The organism is Acinetobacter sp. MB5 (assembly GCF_003261585.1).
Taxonomy (GTDB): Bacteria; Pseudomonadota; Gammaproteobacteria; order Pseudomonadales; family Moraxellaceae; genus Acinetobacter.
Genome location: NZ_POVU01000005.1, coordinates 45,750 through 64,275, shown reverse-complemented (window position 1 = coordinate 64,275; position 18,526 = coordinate 45,750). Strand labels below are relative to the sequence as shown.

Below are 18,526 nucleotides of genomic sequence, written 5' to 3'. Positions count from 1 at the left end.
TAAATTCCTTCCATCAAATTGTAAAAATCGCCTAAACCCTTGTGGATTTAGACGAAATTGAATTACTTACCACGACCCAAACAAGGTACGGCTGTATCCACAACAGTTACGCCATAATCAGTGAACTCATTGCTATCCCCATTGTTCACATCAAAGCGGATCTTCGATGTACCCATGATTGAACCAATCAACAATTCCCATTTGTCGCCGTGGTCCATCTCTTTCTCAGACCAGAAGAACGGTACACCTGACTTGTCACTTGCAGCTAAAGCTTGAGCAAGCGCCTGTCCACCAAGAATGACAGAACGATCAATCGCATATTTCTGACCAAAGCTATCAGGCACAACGGCACTTGATTCGACTTCGCTGTTATATGAAGCACAGTACTGGATTTTGTCACCTGCATAGAAACGGATTGGACGTGGCATTTTGCGGATAATAAATCCATTCCATAGACCAACATCACCCAAGAACAACGGGTGTTGTTTCGCTTGGCTTGCTCGTGCAAGTGATGCAGACTGGAATGAACGGAAACCTGGTTGCGCTGCAAATCTGTTATATTGCGCTGGAGAAACTAGCCACACGCGGATTGGGCTATCTTCGGCTGCTGCATCACCTTCAAACTTACAAATTGGTGGTGGTAATGGCATTTCATCCATAACCGACTTCATTGAATCCACAACATCCATCGTAAATTGTTCGCTTGTTAAAAGCTCAACTTCACCTGAGTTAGTGGTAAAAAGCTGTACACCTGAACCATCCACAAGGTAGTGGCGGTTTTTGGTTGGCGCTTTAACGCGGTTAATCATGATCTCATTGAAATCTTTATGGGAATCAACAGGAACAACCCATTCAATATTGTCGTGAAAACCACGTGCACCACACATATGCACAAGTGAAGATTGATCCATGTAGCGATCCATCAAGTTCTGTGCAACGGGACGGCCAAGCTTACGCAGATCCGCAGGGCTACGAATCTGTGACATGACGTTACCCAAGTCCACAGGGAAACGTGCCTGATTAACACGTAAGCGGTCTTCATTCAAAGACATACCCACACCACGACCTTCAGCATAGGCACTGCCCATAATCGGATACGCGCCTACAGGGTTCAGTAAGTGGAAAGTGACTTCATCACCCTTACCTTTCCCAAGATCCTGCACACGGACAATCGGCATGTCTGAGCTGGTTTGCTTACGCAGTGTATTTTCAGCACCAGCTTCACCTTTTGGCATTTTTCCTGCCAAGCGGTTTAAGGTGCTATTACGCTGCATGTTGGTTGCGAACAGGCCAACGGCCTGTGTCACCATATTGGTCTTATCGCCGTAACTGGAATTCGTTTTTGTCATGTTTAATTACTCTCTACACGTTTGTTTTACACACGGCGATTCATAAATTCTTCAACCTGTTCAGGAGACCAACTACTCATTTCTTCGAGCATTTGCGCTGGTGACATTGCTGCCACGCGCTCATCACGAGAAACGCCTGCTGGTGAACCTGCTGGCAAATCAGTAAGGCTGTGTGGTACTGGTGTTTGAGCTTTTTTTACAGCTTGTTGCGCTGCTGCCATGACCGCATCATTATTTGGCTGGGCAGCTTGAGTTGATTGGGTTTCAGACTTGTACAATCCTAAAAGTTCTACGACCTGAGTCGCATTACCTTGATTAAGAACCGTCTCATACGCAGATTGAACAAAGCTAGGTTGCTTGCTAATCCAGTTACCAAACTCTTGTGATTCCACAATAGATTCAGCATCAGGGTGCGCCGTAAAGATTTCATTAAAGTGTGCTTGCTCTGCACTGATCTGCTGCTGTTGGTGCATCGGTGATAGTGCTGCATTCACACGTTGGTCAACCATTTGCGCTACACGATCATCAACAAGCTTTTGAATACCTGCTGCCAAGTCCTTCTCACTGAAATCACCAAAGATTGCAGGATCTACACCCTGATCAATCGCTTGCTGAGCGAGATTCGCTTGGTTATCTTGTAGCGTTGCTGCTTGACCTTCTTCTTGACGTTGCTGTGCTTCAGCTCGAAGATGCGCTAATTGTTGCTGCGCCTCATCAAACTTTTGCTTCCACTCCTGACCTTGTGAACGTGCTTCTACAAGCTTTTCAAAAGGAATGGTATGTTTCCCATCTTTTGCCATTACCACGGCGTTTTCAGCATTTAATTGACTTTCATCAATTGGCTGCTGTTGTGCCTGTGTTCCAGCATTCTGCGTATTGCCTTCGCCTTCGATTGGAGGTGTTACTTCTGTCTGTACTTGGGTAGCTGCTGGCTGGCTACCTTCTTCCGCATTTGCGGTATCGCCATTTAACGCTTGCTCTAAAAGCTGCGCTGCAAGTTCAGGTGATGCTTTACCACCGTTAGCTTCAATCAACTCGTTTTGTTGCTCTGTAATATCCATGTCTTTCCTACTACTTATCGCTGTAGCCGCTAAGGTCTGAATGGCTAGAGTTATCTAGCGTTTAGCTGCTGATTGCTCAACATGAGGAAAGTTTCAAGGATTTAATACAGAGGGCGTTAGCCTTACAGGGGGAGAGCTTTTTTTTTAATAATTCTTACCTTTTTCACCCATAAAAAACCTCAATCGTTCATCGACTGAGGTCTTTATGTTGTTTTGCTGAGTATCAATTTTCGATACACCTTTTTTTCACAACAAACTCAAGTTTAAAACCATAGTAAATCACAATATGCGTGATTGTTGTCGCTAACATGAGCACCCAGCTAGGAATATAGATGTCCAAACTTGCATGCACACCAAAGAGATTCATTACTTTCAAAATTAATGACTTAATAATTAGAAGCATAATAAAGATAGATAAGGTAATAGCAAATGCACCAAAAAAATTTGGGAGAGTTGGTATGTATTTCATGCTTATTTTACCGTTGAATTTGTTCAATTAAATATGCATGTGGATACCAAAAAACTGTTAGCCTTACAGGGGTATTGGTTCAAATGAAGAAGGAAACAAAAATAATGACAATAGAACAAACTGATGGGATTTCGGCTGAGTTTGGTTTCTATCCAAAGCCTTTAGACATAGATAATGAGAGATTCAGTGTAAAGACATTACCTGAGCATGAAAAGAAAGTGACATTCATTACTCAGCACCCAAATACACAAAAAAATTGGATATATGCTGGTTTTCAACAAAAAATAGATATTGCTAGTGGAGAAACTACACCTCTGCCCTATAGCGAACGTGTTTTTAGTTTACCAAAAACCCATGTATTAACTCTCTATAAGAATGAGAATCCAGAAGATCTTGATTTTGTTGTATGGTGCTTATCATTTTTTACTGGTATGCGGTTGACGACCATAACTAAAGGGGGATTTCTTGATGCTACACCGATCAAGCCAGAAACGCTTGTAGACTTTATACTGTACCCTTGCTCACTAGAAGATGTGATTAAATTAGCTTTAGATTATCTAGAATCAGAACGTGGTAACTCTCGCACTACAAAGCGAGTTACGGCTGTCATCCATACATTATTTCTAGCACAATATCCAAGTAGCCTTCCATTCGAGCGGTTTCAATATCTATACATGGTACTGGACACGTGCTACAAGCTTGTAGTTGAAAAAGCAGATACTAAACCTGAGCGTACAATGCCTCATGGTGCCCGTGTTCAATGGATGTGCAACCAATTTAATATTACTATTCCCGATTGGGCTATTACTTGCGGTAAAAACTCAGAGATATCAACTGTTCGAAATGATACAATGCATGAATCTCTATTTTTTGATGAACCACTAGGTTTTTCGCTTTATGGGGGTAATCAGTTTGATAAAAAACATAAAAATGCCACACTAGAAATGCGAAATTTAATTTGCCGATTATTGGTTTGTATTCTTGGTATATCAGATTTCAATTACATCACGTCATCCATTAATGATCGAATGTATAAGTCACTTAATCTTCGTTAAGTACCATATTAAAAAACCACCCGAAGGTGGTCTTTATTCCTACTCTAAGCCTTTTATGGGTTATCTCGTTCTTGCGAATACATCAGCCCTGCTTTCAGAACAATATCAATTTAACTTGTTATAGATTCATAGTCTACGGCGCTATCTGGTTCTAATAAGATAATTGATATAGAAGGTGCTACAGAACTTAACAGATATCAATTAATTTTTTGTTTTCAAAACAAATGTTTAAAGAAAGAGACTATAGGTTCTATAAAATTATGATAAAAAACAAGATAATAATAAACTACTTTATTTAGCACCCAACTTAAAACATATAAAATGATAAAAGCTTTAACCAGTAAGAAAAATAAACCAAAGAAATCAGCATCTTTATCTACTTTATCTAAGCGATTAAAGTCTTTTCCATTATAATCTTTGTTATTCATAACTTTCCTTTATATTATTGAAATTTAACATCATTTACTATTCATATAAGAAATTCTAATTAAAAATAGCCTGTAATATTATTGCAAAAACTTCCAAACAATCAAACAAAGAGGTTAATAAGTCATGGGTACAGAGATTTCTGCACCCAATAGAATCGATAAGATTAAATTGTATCCACTAATTCAGATAGCTTGACACGTGCTTTATCTGTCAGATCACTACCTACATTCGGACCACGTAAAATTTCTAGCAATAATTCTATGGTACGGTAGTTCCCACACGAAACTAAGTTAAGATTTCCATTGATCAATCCGATTACCATAACTAGCAGCATTAAGTAATTTTTGTTCTTCTGAGATTGTGGAAAATTAATGATATTCAGGGTGCTTATAAACCTCTGTGTCATACTGCTTTTGATTTGCGATGATATTGTTTTTTAGTATATTAATACTATCTTGATGCTTTTTCACAAAATCCTTTTGCGCTGCCTGCCATGCATCAAAACCTTTCTTCAAGTCAGCAATTGTACCTTCCACGAATCTGCCTTTAAAAAACACGTAATGATTTTCCACCAAAAGCTCGCATGGTCGAAACAGATACATGCAGTAGCTATTGTTATCACGCATCTCTACATACCATATACTGTCCATAATAGTACCCCAGCCATGCAGTAGCAATTCATCTGTACCTTCTTCACGGATTAAGTATTGGTGATAATAAATAGAGCTGTTTACGATCAGAATATTTTTCGCCCCACTGCCGTATTTCTTCACAGTACAATGACCTTCGGGAAAGTATTTTTTTACAACGTCAGGTATCCACTGGAAGTCTTGTTCATCAATTTTAAAAAATGGTGTGTACTCAATTCGATTGTGATTCATAACTCCGTTTTTATCCAAATGCCATTGACGGTTTTTGGAGCTAAGCCTGAAATAAATCACTAAAGCGATAATCCCTAATATTGTTATAAGTGTGGATATTGCCATTGTTTGTGCCTGCAACTCTAAATTCTTGTATCCTCAATTTTCAATATATTGTGAGGTTTATTCAAGACCACATTTTCACTTGTTACATCTTAATCACGCTATTGATAACAACGGCATAAGTTTTGATACGCTCTAGATTCTGAGGTTTTAGATCGATATTTTCTAAATTTTTTATGTTTCATAGACATGAAGTGAAGAAGATTGAAAACTCTATAAATCCAACTAGGGACATTTTCATTGTTAATTTTCTGAAATGAAAAGCCTGTAAAAAAATCTCGAAACATGTGCCAAAAATCTCACATTAACTGTCATATAAAAAAGACAAGCGATCATGCTTGCCTTGATTATTAGTGAATATAACAAATCACTCATGCCTTACAGGGTATTTTTACCACTCAATACATCAGTCCATCTCTGAATCGTGTCCTCAAAGGATTTAATGGTTTGCTCATAACCATCTTTTATTTCGTTATAAATTTGATCGAGATCTAATGGACTTCCTTGTGCTTTTGCATCTGCAACTATAAATTCTTCACCCTCCAAATCTGCTGGTTTTGTATTTTTGAAACCTTCAAGTTGTTGCTTATATTGATCACGCAATTTTTTAGTATCTTCGATCAAATCTTGAATTTCTTTATGATTAAACACGATATTTATCCTTATAGTAAAAGTACCTATCACCATTGATAGGTACAAAACTATAAATATCACATTTATATATTCAGAAATATGAAATTTACTGCAAATTATCACCAGTCCGTTGAGTTTCAATACCCTGCATCCCTGTACCTGCATGCTGTGGCACAGGAGGATACATCGGATTAGTATTCTCATGTACCTGCGGCATCTGTTGGTTAGGTGCAACCTGTACGTTGGATGGCGTAGGATAGTTTGGATCATCACCCATTGGGTTAGGACGTTGATACCCTGCTCCTTTCATCACCTCATCGGCAATAGGTGCAATCTGCGGCATTTGAGCGACCTGAGCACCTGCTTGCATTGCAGAATAAGCCGCTTGTACACCGATCTGTACTGAACGTGCATCAATTTCCCTGATCTCACTGCCAGCCTTACGTTCTTTAATCTCCAGCTCACGCAATTTAATCTCATTACCTGCATTGGCCAGTGCTTGCTTAACGGCTTCTTGGATCTGCTGTTGGATTTGCTCAGGTGTCTGTGCTTGGCTGGCTTGTTTAATTGAGTCAATAATTTCCTTCTTGTACGGAATATCCGTAAGCGCCATAACGTAAGGTAATACCGCCGTTTGAATATTGGCAGGTAATGATTTAGTGACCTCAGACAATGAATTAAGCTGCTGCTCTTTGAACGTGCTGGTACTTGGTACATCATCAAGAATGACTTTCAAACGAACGCGCTGCACATCATTCGACATATAAGGATAACCAAGTTCGTCCACTTCGGGCTTATTGATCATAATCTCACGCTCATCACGTACAGCATCACCTTTAATCTTGATGGTATGCGGACGAGTACCAAAATCTTCAACAATCATAGATAAAAGCATTTCACCCATTAACGTCCGTGCTTCGCGGAAATTATCCATGATCTTCATCAAGGTTTGATTCGATTGCTCAATCTGCAGCTGTTCTTGCTTGCCTGAATTGGCATTGCCTTTCTTACCCTGAAAACCTGATGTGATATTACTGACACGCTCGATGGCTGCACGGTTGTCATTGAGTAATTGGAAATGCTGCTGAGATAAATCAAAGTCACGCTTCACATCAAAACGCGCACCTGGTTTCTGCATATGGTTTGCATCAAGAATAATATCGGCATCTGGACGTGCAACCTGACGGCGTAACTGCTCATCCGTCATCGCTACAGCACCTTTGGTACGCTCGACACGCGTAACACTCATACCCCAACGTAACTTAGAGATACCGCTATTGATGCTATCCTGGTTGTACTTCATACGGCGTACAAAGCCATAAGGTACACCCGTGTTATCTTCTTTAAATCCCCAAAATGGCACATATGGGAAATAATGATGCAAATATGGTGAAGGGCTATCATGCAAACAATGTGGGCCTAACCAATAGGAACGCCGTACTTTCGAGATAGTTGCCTGTTCCACTGTAGCCATGCCCTGCACAATCGCGATTGCATGTGCAATATTGCCATCATCGTACTCAACCACACGACCATCATAGAATTTCAATACAGGTACTTTTACCCAACGGCGATACCAAACCTCGGCAATATTCATTTCTTTAGATGTTGGGTTGTACCAGTACTGCTCACTGATCGTATATGAACGTGCTTCAAGCCATGCATTGTTTAGATTGGTGCTCATACCGCCACCATCCAACACGGATAGATCTTGCTGCCACCATGAACCACCATAACGCCCAACTGTTTCAATCAGATCCTTGTGCATCGGAAATGCCTGAACCAAACGCTTAGGATGAACCCAGCGTGTACGGCGTAACCAACGCGCATCACTTAAATCAGGTTCACTGGCTTTCATATCCCAATGAATTTCATTACGGCGTACAACAACACAGCGATATGGGAACTTAAACGGATCTTGCTCACGCTTTACTTCAACCCAGCCAAGACCACAAGCAATTTGAGTACGAAACGCATCACTACAGGCTTTATCGGCCTTAGACTGCTTCTCAGCCAAGTTCAGCTTATAGTTGAGTGCATCGGCAACGTCATCACCATCATCACCATTGGCTTTTACACGCCAGTCGGTACGTGTTTGTAGCTCAAATCCTTCAACAGATAAAAGTGCTGGACCAATCATGTCCTCAATTGCTGGAGGAATACCAATCTGCTGCATTCGTTTCAGTAATTCACTATCAAGCTGGTTACCATCGGCATAATCCATTTCTTTATCTGCAATAGATCGCCATGCTGGTTGTTCCTGGATCTCATTCATAATCTCAGTCAACTCATCAACTGTGAGCAGATCCTCAACATCATCCTGATCTTGTGTGCCTTGTTGTTCTTCAATCATGCTAAAAAATCTCTCTAAAGTCGCCAGTCAGGTGCAGGTGCTTCTACATAACCGTGCTGTTTGGTTTGGTTGCTGCTATTTGTACTTTGGCCATAAGGATTTTGGCTAGCCGTATAGACGTAATCGTCCAATAGTCCTGATTCTTTGGCTTGTGCATGCTGACGTAGTGCATCTGCACCTTCAGAACAGCCATTGGCTTTGTTGGGTTCATCAATAAAGCGTTTTTCTGATTTGGAGAATTTCTTCTGATAGCCTTCGATACGTTTAATACCCAAGTCACACCGCTTTTCATCAAACCAGTAGTTTTTCATGCACTTGCGAGTTAATTGAATGCCTGTATTCAACAGTGTGATTCGAGGAACAATCACAAAATTATGACCAGGTAATAAATCTTCTAATTGTTCTAGTGTAGATTTATTGAAATCACCTAAACGTCGATGTGCTGCATCATGCGGTAAATAATGAGTACCAAATACATAACCATGACTGGTAAGCTCCGCCACATAATGCTGTAGGTTTTCGCCGTGTGCTTCATAACAATTAATAAAACGATCTTGTTGATTCATTAATTGGTGATACCAGATAAAACAGCCATCACTGTTCCCAATATCCCAAAAGGTGTTTACTGGTATATCTAGAACTTCAACAGAACACACGCCACCACGCTTTCTTAGCTTCAGCATATCTTTGGCATAGTAGTTGCCGTCTTTGGCCACTTGGAAAGCTTCTTCAGGGAATGATGGATATTCCTGCCACATTTTCGCTTGATCGCCTTTCAGGTCGTTATCGCGAGTAATGACGTACCAAGCACGTTGATCAGGATCAAGATGGCATTCAATGCCCATCTCTTGCTTAACTTTTTCCTCTATCTCATCAAAGTTTTGGTGATCTTCATGCGAAATATGAACGCTTGATGCATCGAGACGATACTTAGGTTCTTGCCACCAGGCATAGAAATGGAAGCGATAGTCTTTAAGACCTAGTTTCTTACGCGCTGCATAGTTTGCTTGGGCGATTTGAACCATCTGATAGAATGAACCGTTACGACCTTCCGCCGTTGATTCGATGACAAGTACACCATTGGTTGGTACGGTTGGAATGGAACCAGTAATCACCTCGTCATCTTTGGCTGGATCGGTGGCACAGATCTTACCAAACTCAGAAATATGCAGACGGTGAATGGTACCTGAACGGAATGAGGTTGCTACACGGATGGTTGAACCGTTGTGTGCAAATTCCATTTCTGATTTATTGCAGGTTTTAAGTGGGAAACGCTCACGGATCTCAGGCGGTAAACTATCGTACGCAAATTTAATCTTGTCTTTAAAGATATTGAATACGGTTGGAAGATCCTGGGCGATGATGCCGCAATTCTGATTGGCGTTAAATAAGGCATGATCAAGCCATAGAATACAAATCAGTGTTGTGAAACCCAACTGACGTGCTTTAAGAATAATATTGCGGTACCACAATCGATCTAAGAATCTAACCTGAGCATCATTGGGCTTAAATGGCAATTCAAACGTATCTGCTTCTTGCAATACGCCGTACTCATCCCGGAAGTCATCCCCTTTAATTTTGATCTTGTACAGGCAACCACTAAAAATACGCCACTTAGGATCAGCCAAACAGCGCTCTAGTTCTTGTTCATTGGTTGGTAAGGGTTTGAGTTCTGTATTATAAATCACGCCATTTCACCCCATTCTGTGCGAAATAGAGGTGAAATAGGCGCGTGTACGTGCATGAAATTGTTTTGAGCAAGGTAATCATGCGTCAGATTCACGTACATGTGCTTAATTCGCATAGTCTTTGTCCTCCGCAACTGGTGAAAATGCAGAGTTATTACCTTGGGCAATGCGGTTAAGTAGAGATTGAAGCGGATCGACTGCAGTATTTTCTTTATCGTCTAATCCAAATGCCTGACGTTCTAACGCAATCAAAGTTCTAAGCGTATCGCTCAGATCCTTCATGGACTTCACACGACCAGGTAATGAAATGATCTTGTGGTAAATGTCGTTGAGTTTATCCTGGCCTTTTTCATCCTCATCACGCATCAATTCGCCCAGATCTTCCAGTAGCTCTACATTTGCAACACCGACTTGATGTTCGAGCTCATCAAATAGTTGCATGGCAATGGAACGTGAACGCTGGATGTCTTTGCGCTGAGAGAGTCTTACGGCGGCTTGTTGATGTGCATTAGCATCAATCGTTTCTTTTTCTGAAATAGCGGTTTGGGTGCGTACTTCACTGCGTACCAACTCTTTGCGTACCAAATCCTCCGCTTTTGCATTAATTTTTGCGGATAAATCACGGGACCAATCATCGCGCTTTGCTCGTTTACGAATTGCACCATCTGAAATGTCATGTTCAGCTGCAATTTCGCGCAATGACTTTACACCAGCCCGATAATCAAGCTCGATCTTTTCCCAATCAATTACTTTCTTTTCTGACATGATCACTAAACCTCATTTGGGCTTAATGATCATTGATTTATTGCACGGCGGTCATGCCTTAGAGGGGGTGGTTAAATGTCTTAAAAGATTGAAAGATACAAACTCTATTAAAAAAAAAGAACTTCATTTTTATTTTAGATTCTTTGATAGGTTCTATATCTCTTTTTTGGGTATATTGGGAAAGTTCAATTTAAGATAAGTAAGCAATAAACTAAACAACTTACGGGAAAGGTAGTACTAAATAATGTTTGAAAACTATAAAAATTTTTTAAAGTCGTTCAACAAAGAGAGTGACGTTCCATTTAATTGCCCAGAATGCCATAAGCCTACGTTAATTTTGGATCAGTCAACATGGCTTCAGAAAGAACAGGTTTCTAGTGTATTGGAACGAAATCAGAATGATTATTTTGAGCCAGAATGGATGAAATATACTTATACTGGTACATTAAAATGCGTCAACCCAAAATGTGGTGAGATAATTGTAACTTCTGGATCTGGTTCTGTGATTGAGGAATATACTGACTTTTACACAGATGAACATGGTTATTCTTGCCCATGTGAGATTGAATACATTGATATTTTTTACCCCAAATTTTTTTACCCAACACTTCACTTTTTTAATATTCCACAAAAAACACCTGAAGATGTTAAGCAAATAATAATTGAAGCCTTTAGCCTTACTCCAAATTCTCCAAGTGCTGCAGCAAATAAAATTAGAATAGCAATTGAAATTTTAGCAACAGAATTTGGAATTAAATCCCAAACTACTAAAGGTGACTTCATTTCACTTCATAACAGAATACAGAACATGAGTCCTAGTAATGATCTTTATCCATATAAGGACTCGATGTTAGCTATAAAATATATTGGGAATACAGGCAGTCATGAAGACAATACTATTAATTTCGATGAATTATTCGATTCATTTCAAATTATTGATGACTTACTAAAAAAACTATATCCAGAAAAAGATACAGTTAATGAAATAGTAAAAATTATAAATGATACCAAAGCCCCTCTTACTAGAGCTCATAGACAGCAACTTAGGAAATAGAAGCTACAGAAATGTTCAAACAAAAATATCTCATCACTGTAGAAAGCGAATCACCACCTAGATTATGCCTTGGAGATACAATACACGGCGCGACAGTTATTGCTTTAGAAACTGAACAATATCCTGATCTTGTCGATTTAGCATGGCTCACTAAACGATTTCAAATGTCGAGAGAGGCCATTTCTGAAAAGATCGATTCATTCAATGTAGGTAGCCAACGTAAGAAACTTTATGATCCAAATGTTGTTATTCCAATTCTAAAAATAAGCATAAAAAACCGAGGAGGTAGACCAAGAAAGAATTAACATTCTTCAAAAATAACTTGCCAAAATTTGGTTGTTCCATGACCATATCTAAATTATACAAAACACTAATAATTGAAAATATTGAAGGCCTAGTATATGTCATATTTAATCAAACTATATCCTGATAATTGCTATCTAATTTCTGACGGTGAGGGAGACATGATAACAACTGATTCTCGTCAGGAAGCTATTAAGAATGGTTTATTTGATGATTTTGGATCAGCAGATGACACAGCTCAATGTTTCAGTGGTGGAATGACTCGCGGTGTAGACTATATTATTGAATCAGTATCTCTTGATCCTTATCATGTAGTTCAAATAACCATTCCTACAGAAATAGCACCAAAATTAAAAGACATTGATCGTGTTATTCGAAATGATAAAGCTCTAGTCTTATTAACTAATACAACAACATCTCGTGATGCAGAGAATGGCATTACAAAATATGGTATATCCACAGGGACTAATGCCGTTCTACTAAAAACTATTCATTTTGAAAAAGCTAGAATTGGTATTGAAAACTATCTGAACGAGCGTTTTGGAAATCAATGGGAATTGCAGTTAATCCCAATTAATGCATAATTAATTAAAATTAAAACCCAATAGCAACCATGTATATAAATATTTAAATTATATACATATTTACAATAAACCTCTATCAATTTAAAAGTCTGAAATTGCAAATCAGATGTAGAAATTTAAATTGATAGAGATTACCTTACTAGAGGATATAAATGTCAGCCTTAGAAAAATTTGTTATTAGCAATGAAGATCAGGCTATTGAACTACTTGATTTGATATTGAATAATAAAATTAACACTGATCATGTAAATTTGGAATTTGATGGTTGGCCAACTTACCATATGCATGTTGAAGGAGAAAAGTACCATCAGACTATTACCCCTTCAATTATGAATGGTTTTCTTGATTTGCAGTCTGGCATTTATAAATCATATGCAATGATTAAATATGATACTGAAGCTACTCAATGTTTAACAAAGACTGAACGCCAAGATTTAGAAATAGAAGTTAAAGTTGAAGATGGTTCTTCAACTTACGATATAAACTTAACTGACATTGGTCTTAAACTTGTAGAGAGTACCGCTGGTAAAATGAGCCCAACTCAAGCTGTTGTGATTATCTTATCCTGCTTGGTTTTGTACTTTGGGAAGAACTTTCTTCAACAGATTTTGACCTCAAAAAAAGAAGCTCGTGAGGCAGAATTAGAACAACAGAAACATACAGAAGATAGAAAAGAACGCTTAGAAACCATCAAGTTATTCGCAGCACAAAATGAGAAATTTGCTGAAGTAATGGCTAAAGCCAATCAATTCGATCCGCGAATTAAAAGAATGGAACAACATGCGATTGAAACGAACACATCAATATTGAAAAGTGTACAAGATGCGGATCAGGCTGAAATTCAAAAAGTTGTTTCTATTCCTGGTGATGTTGCTAAGGAATTGTCTATTACTCCAAAGTCGAGATGGGAGCCAATTCGTATTGACGATTGGTACCGTGTGCTAGAAGTTGACTCATCAAATGCGGCAAGCCGGAAGATTCGGTTGCAAAGAGTTTCTGATAATAAAGAGTTGATGAGTGTTCTGGAAAATGACTCTCTAGATCAAAAGAATCTACAGCTTATACAACAGGCTGAATGGAAGTACGCTAAGATTTTTTTAAAAATTCAAACACTGACCCTAAATGGAAGATATAAGGAATCAAGAATTATTGGTGCAGAAAATATTGATGAAACTGATGATGAATAATAACTAAATATCACCTGCAGAGCCTATCCCTAGAGGTAGGCTTACTCATTCCTGAAGCACACTTACCTTTTTGGGTCAATTATCTTTCATCCAATTAATTAAGAGTACACAATAACGATTTGGATAATGGTTTGAGCCACTACAAGGAAAAGATAATGTTCATTTTCAAAAGTGTTATTTTTAGGTTGAAATCACATTGTACTCTGTAATGTTTGAGCTTTAGTATTAGTGCAATGCTATAAATTTCTATTCTTATGTCTGAAGAGTTTCAGTTATCCCTAAGCCAATACTTATCTACAGTTCAGGAAGTGATTCAAATCACTTTCAATGAGCCTGTTTGGGTAAAGGCAGAGATCCGTAATTTAAGTATCAAATCTGGCCACTATTATTTGGAGCTTGCAGAAAAAGAAGCTGAGACAGATAAAGTCATTGCAAGTTGTAAAGCCACGATATGGAAATTCACGGCCGCCAAAATTGTTATGAAGTTTGAGCGTGAAAGCGGTATTGAGCTAGCACGTGATCTAAACGTGCTCATCAAGATTAGAGCTAAGTTTGACCCTCAGTATGGTTTTTCGGTAAATGTTGAAGACATTGATTCAGCATTTACCTTAGGCGACATTGCAAAGCGTTATCAGCAAATCATTGAACGTCTAACCCAAGAGTTATTAATAAACAAGAATAAGTCTCTCCCTGCTCCTTTTGATATTCAGAATGTTCTGGTGATTGCTCCTGAAAATGCTGCAGGTTTAGGAGATTTCAAAAAGGATGCTGATGCTTTAGAGAGATCGGGCGTTTGTCATTTTGTTTATCATACGGCGACTTTCCAGGGGAATACTGCGGCAACCAGTATTATGGAGTCTTTAGGTGCTGGCCTGCGCCAATGGGTCAAAGATTTCCAAGCTCCGCCAGATCTTATCGTGATTATTCGCGGTGGTGGCACCGTTAATGACTTGGCTTATTTGAATGATTACGATCTTGCTGCCCTACTCTGTAAACGCTCAGTACCTATTTGGGTTGGTATTGGACATGAGAAAGACAAAACGATTTTAGATGAAGTTGCTCATCGTTCTTTTGACACACCAAGTAAGGTCATCGCTGGAATCAGAAACCATATTGTTGAGCGTGTTCAGGAAGCACAGGCTTACTTGCAAACGATTAAGCTACTATCTCATCATCAAATCACGGCGTATCAAAGCCAGAATGATCAGCTTATCAAGGTCATTAAAACTCTGGCTCAAGCTCAGTTGAATACTGGCAATAAAGCTTTAGATCAATCTAAAGAACGCATGCAGTATTTAGCTCAACAGCAATTAAAGACCGCATCCTCACAAATTGAATCACTTTTGAGAGAAACTCTGCTGCAGAACCCAAAGCAAGTGATGTCTAAGGGTTACGGTATTGTCCGTTCAAACGGTAAAGCTATTCGATCCATTCAACAGATTTCAGATTCATCTATTTCCGTCGAAATACAAGACGGCGTAATTGAAGCTCATGTTACACAGGTAATTTCAAATGACAGATAAAGAACTAAGCTTTAAAGAAGGTTATGACATTTTAAAACGCAATGCTGAGTTGCTTGAGTCTCAGGAAGAACCTGATATTGATAATTTGATGAAAATCGTTGAAGAATCGATGGATGCTTATAAAGCCTGTAAATCACGTGTTGAAGCGGTGCAACAGGCTTTGGATGAGACATTTAAGGAATAATGATGAAATCCTTACATGTTGTTGCTGCGGTAATTGTATGAATTATGAGTACTCAAATAGCGAACCTGAAGGTGCATGATCTACGAAGTGGAGACACTAAAGATTACCTCGGTTATTTAGAATAACAGTTAATTAAAGCCCAAAATATGGATAATATATTTAAAGAAATCAATGAACTATCTTTAGACAAATGTAATTTTGCAAACTTGGGTAAATTTTGCTATGCCTTTGTTAAGAAGGACTCAATCTTTATCAGAAAATTAAGACCTGTTCTCAGAATTGCACTGACTGATGAAGATCTTCAGGCAAAAGTGATGAGTGCTTACACCAATGGTTACATGAAGCTTAAAGCGACCATATTACAAGAATTTGAAGATAGATGTAGCCTACCTGATGCTGAGATGTATTACAAACTACAGCTTGAACTAATAGAAAATCAATTAAAGATAACGACCTACGAACAACTAATTGCTCACCTGAACCAGTATCTCATTGAGAGCCCAGGGACATTAGAAATATTAAATAATTACTACAAATATATAAATGGTGAGGATGGATCTACGTACATAAAAGAAAATTATGTAGACTACAGCATTGGAAATATATTGTATTCCAAGTATCAAGCAGTAAATTCAAGGACTGCTGTACTGAATTTTAAATACTCCCAAGTAGTGAAAAGTGAGTATGAAAAAATTGGCATCAACATATGCCAAGAGGATGATCAATTTTCCAAATATAGCCTCATTAAATTGAATGAAAATATCCAAATCCATAATTATAAAGATAGTCAAACAATATATGATAATCGTATCGGTAAGCATTTCTGGATAAAAGTTCCGAGAAAGTTGCTTACATCCATCGAAGAACTCATTCAAAATAAAATGCTGTCGGATATATCATTCAGAATAGATTATGTATCAGATTCTATTCCTATAATGGAGGAACGAGAGTTTGGTGCTCCATTACGGTTACAAATATCTTCCTTACCAAAACTGTCTAAGTTTTATTCAATCAATGAATATGAAAACAACCTATGGATCAGCCATGATACAGGGAAGCTAAGTCTAACTTTTGAAGAATTAATGGCTGATTTTGAAGTGGCTGGTGATGATATTGTTACACAAGTCATCCATCTTGAATACAAAGCATTAGGTGAGGAGTTTTTTATAACCCATTTGGATCATGAATTTATTATATATACACTAGATAGTTATCAAGAAAGATTGAATGATGCTAATACCAAAGGGCATAGAAAAATTAAAACATTTAAAATAGATAATGCAATGATTCCATTCGATATAAAAATGAATAACGAGTTATTTTTAGCCCAAGTTCTTGATTCATACTTTAAAAATAAAGAATTAGTTCAGGAATATTTTGAGAGAATTAATCTACCTGATTCTTAATTAATAAAGTTAAATTAAGCAGCAGACTAGCTCTGCTGCTAATGAAGCTGCTTTATGTGCTCAAGCACTTAAGTGCGAAAATTAGATCATCTTTTAGACCAATCTATATTAGGTCAGATTTGATCGGACATGAATTCTAAAAATCCTGTCAAGTTAGCTAATTTTCAGAGTTTCTAATAGTTATCTACGGTGACACGCCCAGTGATCGAAGACTTTGACCATTTAAATAAAGATGAGAGTATGTAGCGCCATTTGCTTTATATAAAGAAGCACGTACAGCACTGGGATGATCATACAACGACAACTGATGATTGCCAGAAATACTCCAAGTAACTTGCACACTACCATCGCGAAATATATTCATTGTGGCAATATGCTTTTTTCGTTTCTTGCCGCTACATAATTTGACATGTGTAAGCTGTGTTGCTTTTTGTTGTTGCATAATTTTCAAGAGAGCTTGAAGACATTTTTGATTTATTTGCATTTTATCCTCGAATCTGTCTCAATATTATACAATATGTAACAATAATTTACAACAACTCCCCCTGCGTTCCCCTGCCCACCAATCCCTCAACTTGCCGTGTTAGTTTCCGAACTTGGCCAGATACTTCACTCTGCAGTATGGCCATGTGATGGCCCATCTCAATATTGGAATACTGCATAGCTTCAGCAACCATCAGATTGCCGAGGGTACGTGCTTCACGTGGCGTTAATGTTAAAATCTGGTCATCCCCAATATCAATTTTCACAGTACCATCTGGAAGTAATGTTTTTGACATTAGACGTGCTGGGCGGTGCTTAGGTGTAGGAATAAACACTCCTCGCTGTACTCGGGTGATGTGGCCAGAGTCCACTAGATAGCTCAGACGGTCATCAATGATTGATAGTTTAAGATTTGTTATCTGTGACAAAGTCTCTCTCGTCACAATCTGTTCTTGATTATGTAGATCCTTAATCGCCTCAAGAATTAAATCTGCATTGCTTTTATTGCTCATACACCCACCTTACTAGATCTTTTAATCGTTGTGTCTTTTGCATAACGGCGAAATACCAACATGGCCGCATCTCGAGCATGTTCGTTGGTTCGACCTGCCCAGCCTGTCATTTTCTTGAACATATCCGCTTTAGATTTCGTCATATTGTTTTTAGGGTGGATCAACTTGTAGTTAATCTCATTTTCCTTACAGAAGTCTTCCCAAATCTGAGCATCACGTTTGACCGAACCAACGCCCTGTGCTTTTTCACGTCCACCAGTAAACCAGGTACGTAAGCGTGGATCTTCGATAAATACCTGCACCGCATCTTGGCCATGTTCTTTTAGAAGTTCTTTCACCCGTTCCATAGCTTGAGTAATACTTAGGCTACCAACCTGCATCAACTCTCCACCCTGTCCTCGGTCTACAGCCACGGCGAACCCTGTGTTTACACCAGTATCAACGCCTATCAAGATTTTGTGATTCATCATAAAAACCCCAATACATGATTGACGCTGTAGCTTGA

Annotated in this window: 19 protein-coding genes; 8 read left to right on the top strand and 11 right to left on the bottom strand. The window is 38.6% G+C overall.

Annotated elements, in window-relative coordinates; translation table 11 throughout:
- Positions 1 to 62: 62 nt before the first annotated feature.
- Both C1A47_RS08180 and C1A47_RS08175 read right to left on the bottom strand, forming a co-directional pair.
- A complete protein-coding gene (locus C1A47_RS08180; RefSeq protein ID WP_111894246.1) occupies positions 63 to 1,349 on the bottom strand; it encodes a DUF4043 family protein in 1,287 nt (428 codons plus the stop codon).
- A 26-nt stretch (positions 1,350 to 1,375) separates the two neighbouring features.
- Positions 1,376 to 2,410: a hypothetical protein gene (locus tag C1A47_RS08175; RefSeq protein WP_111894243.1), complete on the bottom strand. Its 1,035-nt coding sequence runs from the start codon at positions 2,408 to 2,410 to the stop codon at positions 1,376 to 1,378.
- A gap of 573 nt (positions 2,411 to 2,983) precedes the next feature.
- Between C1A47_RS08175 and C1A47_RS08165 the strand changes: the two genes are divergently transcribed.
- Complete coding sequence (locus C1A47_RS08165) at positions 2,984 to 3,934, top strand: hypothetical protein (RefSeq protein ID WP_111894530.1); 951 nt, start codon at positions 2,984 to 2,986, stop codon at positions 3,932 to 3,934.
- Positions 3,935 to 4,149: 215 nt separating this feature from the next.
- On the opposite strand, the gene C1A47_RS08160 is transcribed toward C1A47_RS08165, so the two are convergent.
- The 6 genes from C1A47_RS08160 to C1A47_RS08135 form a co-directional block, all read right to left on the bottom strand.
- Complete coding sequence (locus tag C1A47_RS08160; RefSeq protein WP_111894237.1) at positions 4,150 to 4,362, bottom strand: hypothetical protein; 213 nt, start codon at positions 4,360 to 4,362, stop codon at positions 4,150 to 4,152.
- Between the two features lie 369 nt (positions 4,363 to 4,731).
- Positions 4,732 to 5,349: a hypothetical protein gene (locus C1A47_RS08155; protein WP_111894234.1), complete on the bottom strand. Its 618-nt coding sequence runs from the start codon at positions 5,347 to 5,349 to the stop codon at positions 4,732 to 4,734.
- 375 nt (positions 5,350 to 5,724) lie between these two features.
- Positions 5,725 to 5,997, bottom strand: coding sequence for a hypothetical protein (locus C1A47_RS08150; RefSeq protein ID WP_111894232.1), 273 nt, complete (start codon positions 5,995 to 5,997; stop codon positions 5,725 to 5,727).
- A gap of 88 nt (positions 5,998 to 6,085) precedes the next feature.
- Entirely contained in the window at positions 6,086 to 8,332 is a 2,247-nt protein-coding gene (locus C1A47_RS08145; RefSeq protein ID WP_111894229.1) for a hypothetical protein, read from the bottom strand.
- 14 nt (positions 8,333 to 8,346) lie between these two features.
- Complete coding sequence (locus C1A47_RS08140) at positions 8,347 to 10,020, bottom strand: terminase (protein ID WP_111894227.1); 1,674 nt, start codon at positions 10,018 to 10,020, stop codon at positions 8,347 to 8,349.
- A gap of 105 nt (positions 10,021 to 10,125) precedes the next feature.
- Entirely contained in the window at positions 10,126 to 10,785 is a 660-nt protein-coding gene (locus C1A47_RS08135; protein ID WP_111894225.1) for a hypothetical protein, read from the bottom strand.
- Between the two features lie 244 nt (positions 10,786 to 11,029).
- On the opposite strand from C1A47_RS08135, the gene C1A47_RS08130 reads away from it, so the two are divergent.
- The 7 genes from C1A47_RS08130 to C1A47_RS08100 all read left to right on the top strand — a co-directional run bounded on the left by C1A47_RS08130 (position 11,030) and on the right by C1A47_RS08100 (position 17,026).
- Positions 11,030 to 11,839, top strand: coding sequence for a DUF4145 domain-containing protein (locus C1A47_RS08130; protein ID WP_111894223.1), 810 nt, complete (start codon positions 11,030 to 11,032; stop codon positions 11,837 to 11,839).
- Between the two features lie 11 nt (positions 11,840 to 11,850).
- On the top strand, positions 11,851 to 12,144 hold the full coding sequence (locus tag C1A47_RS08125; protein WP_111894220.1) for a hypothetical protein: 294 nt from the start codon (positions 11,851 to 11,853) through the stop codon (positions 12,142 to 12,144).
- 96 nt (positions 12,145 to 12,240) lie between these two features.
- Positions 12,241 to 12,726, top strand: coding sequence for a hypothetical protein (locus C1A47_RS08120; protein WP_111894218.1), 486 nt, complete (start codon positions 12,241 to 12,243; stop codon positions 12,724 to 12,726).
- A gap of 152 nt (positions 12,727 to 12,878) precedes the next feature.
- Positions 12,879 to 13,913: a hypothetical protein gene (locus C1A47_RS08115; protein ID WP_111894216.1), complete on the top strand. Its 1,035-nt coding sequence runs from the start codon at positions 12,879 to 12,881 to the stop codon at positions 13,911 to 13,913.
- Between the two features lie 254 nt (positions 13,914 to 14,167).
- Positions 14,168 to 15,436: an exodeoxyribonuclease VII large subunit gene (xseA, locus tag C1A47_RS08110; RefSeq protein WP_111894214.1), complete on the top strand. Its 1,269-nt coding sequence runs from the start codon at positions 14,168 to 14,170 to the stop codon at positions 15,434 to 15,436.
- A complete protein-coding gene (xseB, locus tag C1A47_RS08105; protein WP_111894212.1) occupies positions 15,426 to 15,620 on the top strand; it encodes an exodeoxyribonuclease VII small subunit in 195 nt (64 codons plus the stop codon). The genes xseA and xseB overlap by 11 nt, the downstream gene beginning before the upstream one ends.
- A gap of 146 nt (positions 15,621 to 15,766) precedes the next feature.
- Positions 15,767 to 17,026 carry a hypothetical protein gene (locus C1A47_RS08100; RefSeq protein WP_111894210.1) on the top strand — a complete coding sequence of 420 codons (1,260 nt, stop codon included), beginning with the start codon at positions 15,767 to 15,769 and terminating at the stop codon, positions 17,024 to 17,026.
- A 184-nt stretch (positions 17,027 to 17,210) separates the two neighbouring features.
- Here the strand turns inward: C1A47_RS08100 and C1A47_RS17665 are convergent, their stop codons facing one another.
- The 3 genes from C1A47_RS17665 to C1A47_RS08085 all read right to left on the bottom strand — a co-directional run bounded on the left by C1A47_RS17665 (position 17,211) and on the right by C1A47_RS08085 (position 18,491).
- Positions 17,211 to 17,390 (bottom strand): hypothetical protein, encoded by a 180-nt coding sequence (locus C1A47_RS17665; RefSeq protein ID WP_162625928.1) that lies wholly within the window; start codon positions 17,388 to 17,390, stop codon positions 17,211 to 17,213.
- Between the two features lie 166 nt (positions 17,391 to 17,556).
- On the bottom strand, positions 17,557 to 18,021 hold the full coding sequence (locus tag C1A47_RS08090) for a hypothetical protein (protein WP_111894206.1): 465 nt from the start codon (positions 18,019 to 18,021) through the stop codon (positions 17,557 to 17,559).
- Complete coding sequence (locus C1A47_RS08085; RefSeq protein WP_227539752.1) at positions 18,018 to 18,491, bottom strand: hypothetical protein; 474 nt, start codon at positions 18,489 to 18,491, stop codon at positions 18,018 to 18,020. Before C1A47_RS08085 ends, C1A47_RS08090 begins: the two co-directional genes overlap by 4 nt.
- Positions 18,492 to 18,526 lie beyond the last annotated feature (35 nt).

Coding starts and splice junctions, on each gene's coding strand:
- C1A47_RS08180 (WP_111894246.1), bottom strand. CDS start 1,349: ATGACAAAAACGAATTCCAGTTACGGCGATAAGACCAATATGGTGACA.
- C1A47_RS08175 (WP_111894243.1), bottom strand. CDS start 2,410: ATGGATATTACAGAGCAACAAAACGAGTTGATTGAAGCTAACGGTGGT.
- C1A47_RS08165 (WP_111894530.1), top strand. CDS start 2,984: ATGACAATAGAACAAACTGATGGGATTTCGGCTGAGTTTGGTTTCTAT.
- C1A47_RS08160 (WP_111894237.1), bottom strand. CDS start 4,362: ATGAATAACAAAGATTATAATGGAAAAGACTTTAATCGCTTAGATAAA.
- C1A47_RS08155 (WP_111894234.1), bottom strand. CDS start 5,349: ATGGCAATATCCACACTTATAACAATATTAGGGATTATCGCTTTAGTG.
- C1A47_RS08145 (WP_111894229.1), bottom strand. CDS start 8,332: ATGATTGAAGAACAACAAGGCACACAAGATCAGGATGATGTTGAGGAT.
- C1A47_RS08135 (WP_111894225.1), bottom strand. CDS start 10,785: ATGTCAGAAAAGAAAGTAATTGATTGGGAAAAGATCGAGCTTGATTAT.
- C1A47_RS08130 (WP_111894223.1), top strand. CDS start 11,030: ATGTTTGAAAACTATAAAAATTTTTTAAAGTCGTTCAACAAAGAGAGT.
- C1A47_RS08125 (WP_111894220.1), top strand. CDS start 11,851: ATGTTCAAACAAAAATATCTCATCACTGTAGAAAGCGAATCACCACCT.
- C1A47_RS08120 (WP_111894218.1), top strand. CDS start 12,241: ATGTCATATTTAATCAAACTATATCCTGATAATTGCTATCTAATTTCT.
- C1A47_RS08115 (WP_111894216.1), top strand. CDS start 12,879: ATGTCAGCCTTAGAAAAATTTGTTATTAGCAATGAAGATCAGGCTATT.
- xseA (WP_111894214.1), top strand. CDS start 14,168: ATGTCTGAAGAGTTTCAGTTATCCCTAAGCCAATACTTATCTACAGTT.
- xseB (WP_111894212.1), top strand. CDS start 15,426: ATGACAGATAAAGAACTAAGCTTTAAAGAAGGTTATGACATTTTAAAA.
- C1A47_RS08100 (WP_111894210.1), top strand. CDS start 15,767: ATGGATAATATATTTAAAGAAATCAATGAACTATCTTTAGACAAATGT.
- C1A47_RS17665 (WP_162625928.1), bottom strand. CDS start 17,390: ATGAATATATTTCGCGATGGTAGTGTGCAAGTTACTTGGAGTATTTCT.
- C1A47_RS08090 (WP_111894206.1), bottom strand. CDS start 18,021: ATGAGCAATAAAAGCAATGCAGATTTAATTCTTGAGGCGATTAAGGAT.
- C1A47_RS08085 (WP_227539752.1), bottom strand. CDS start 18,491: ATGATGAATCACAAAATCTTGATAGGCGTTGATACTGGTGTAAACACA.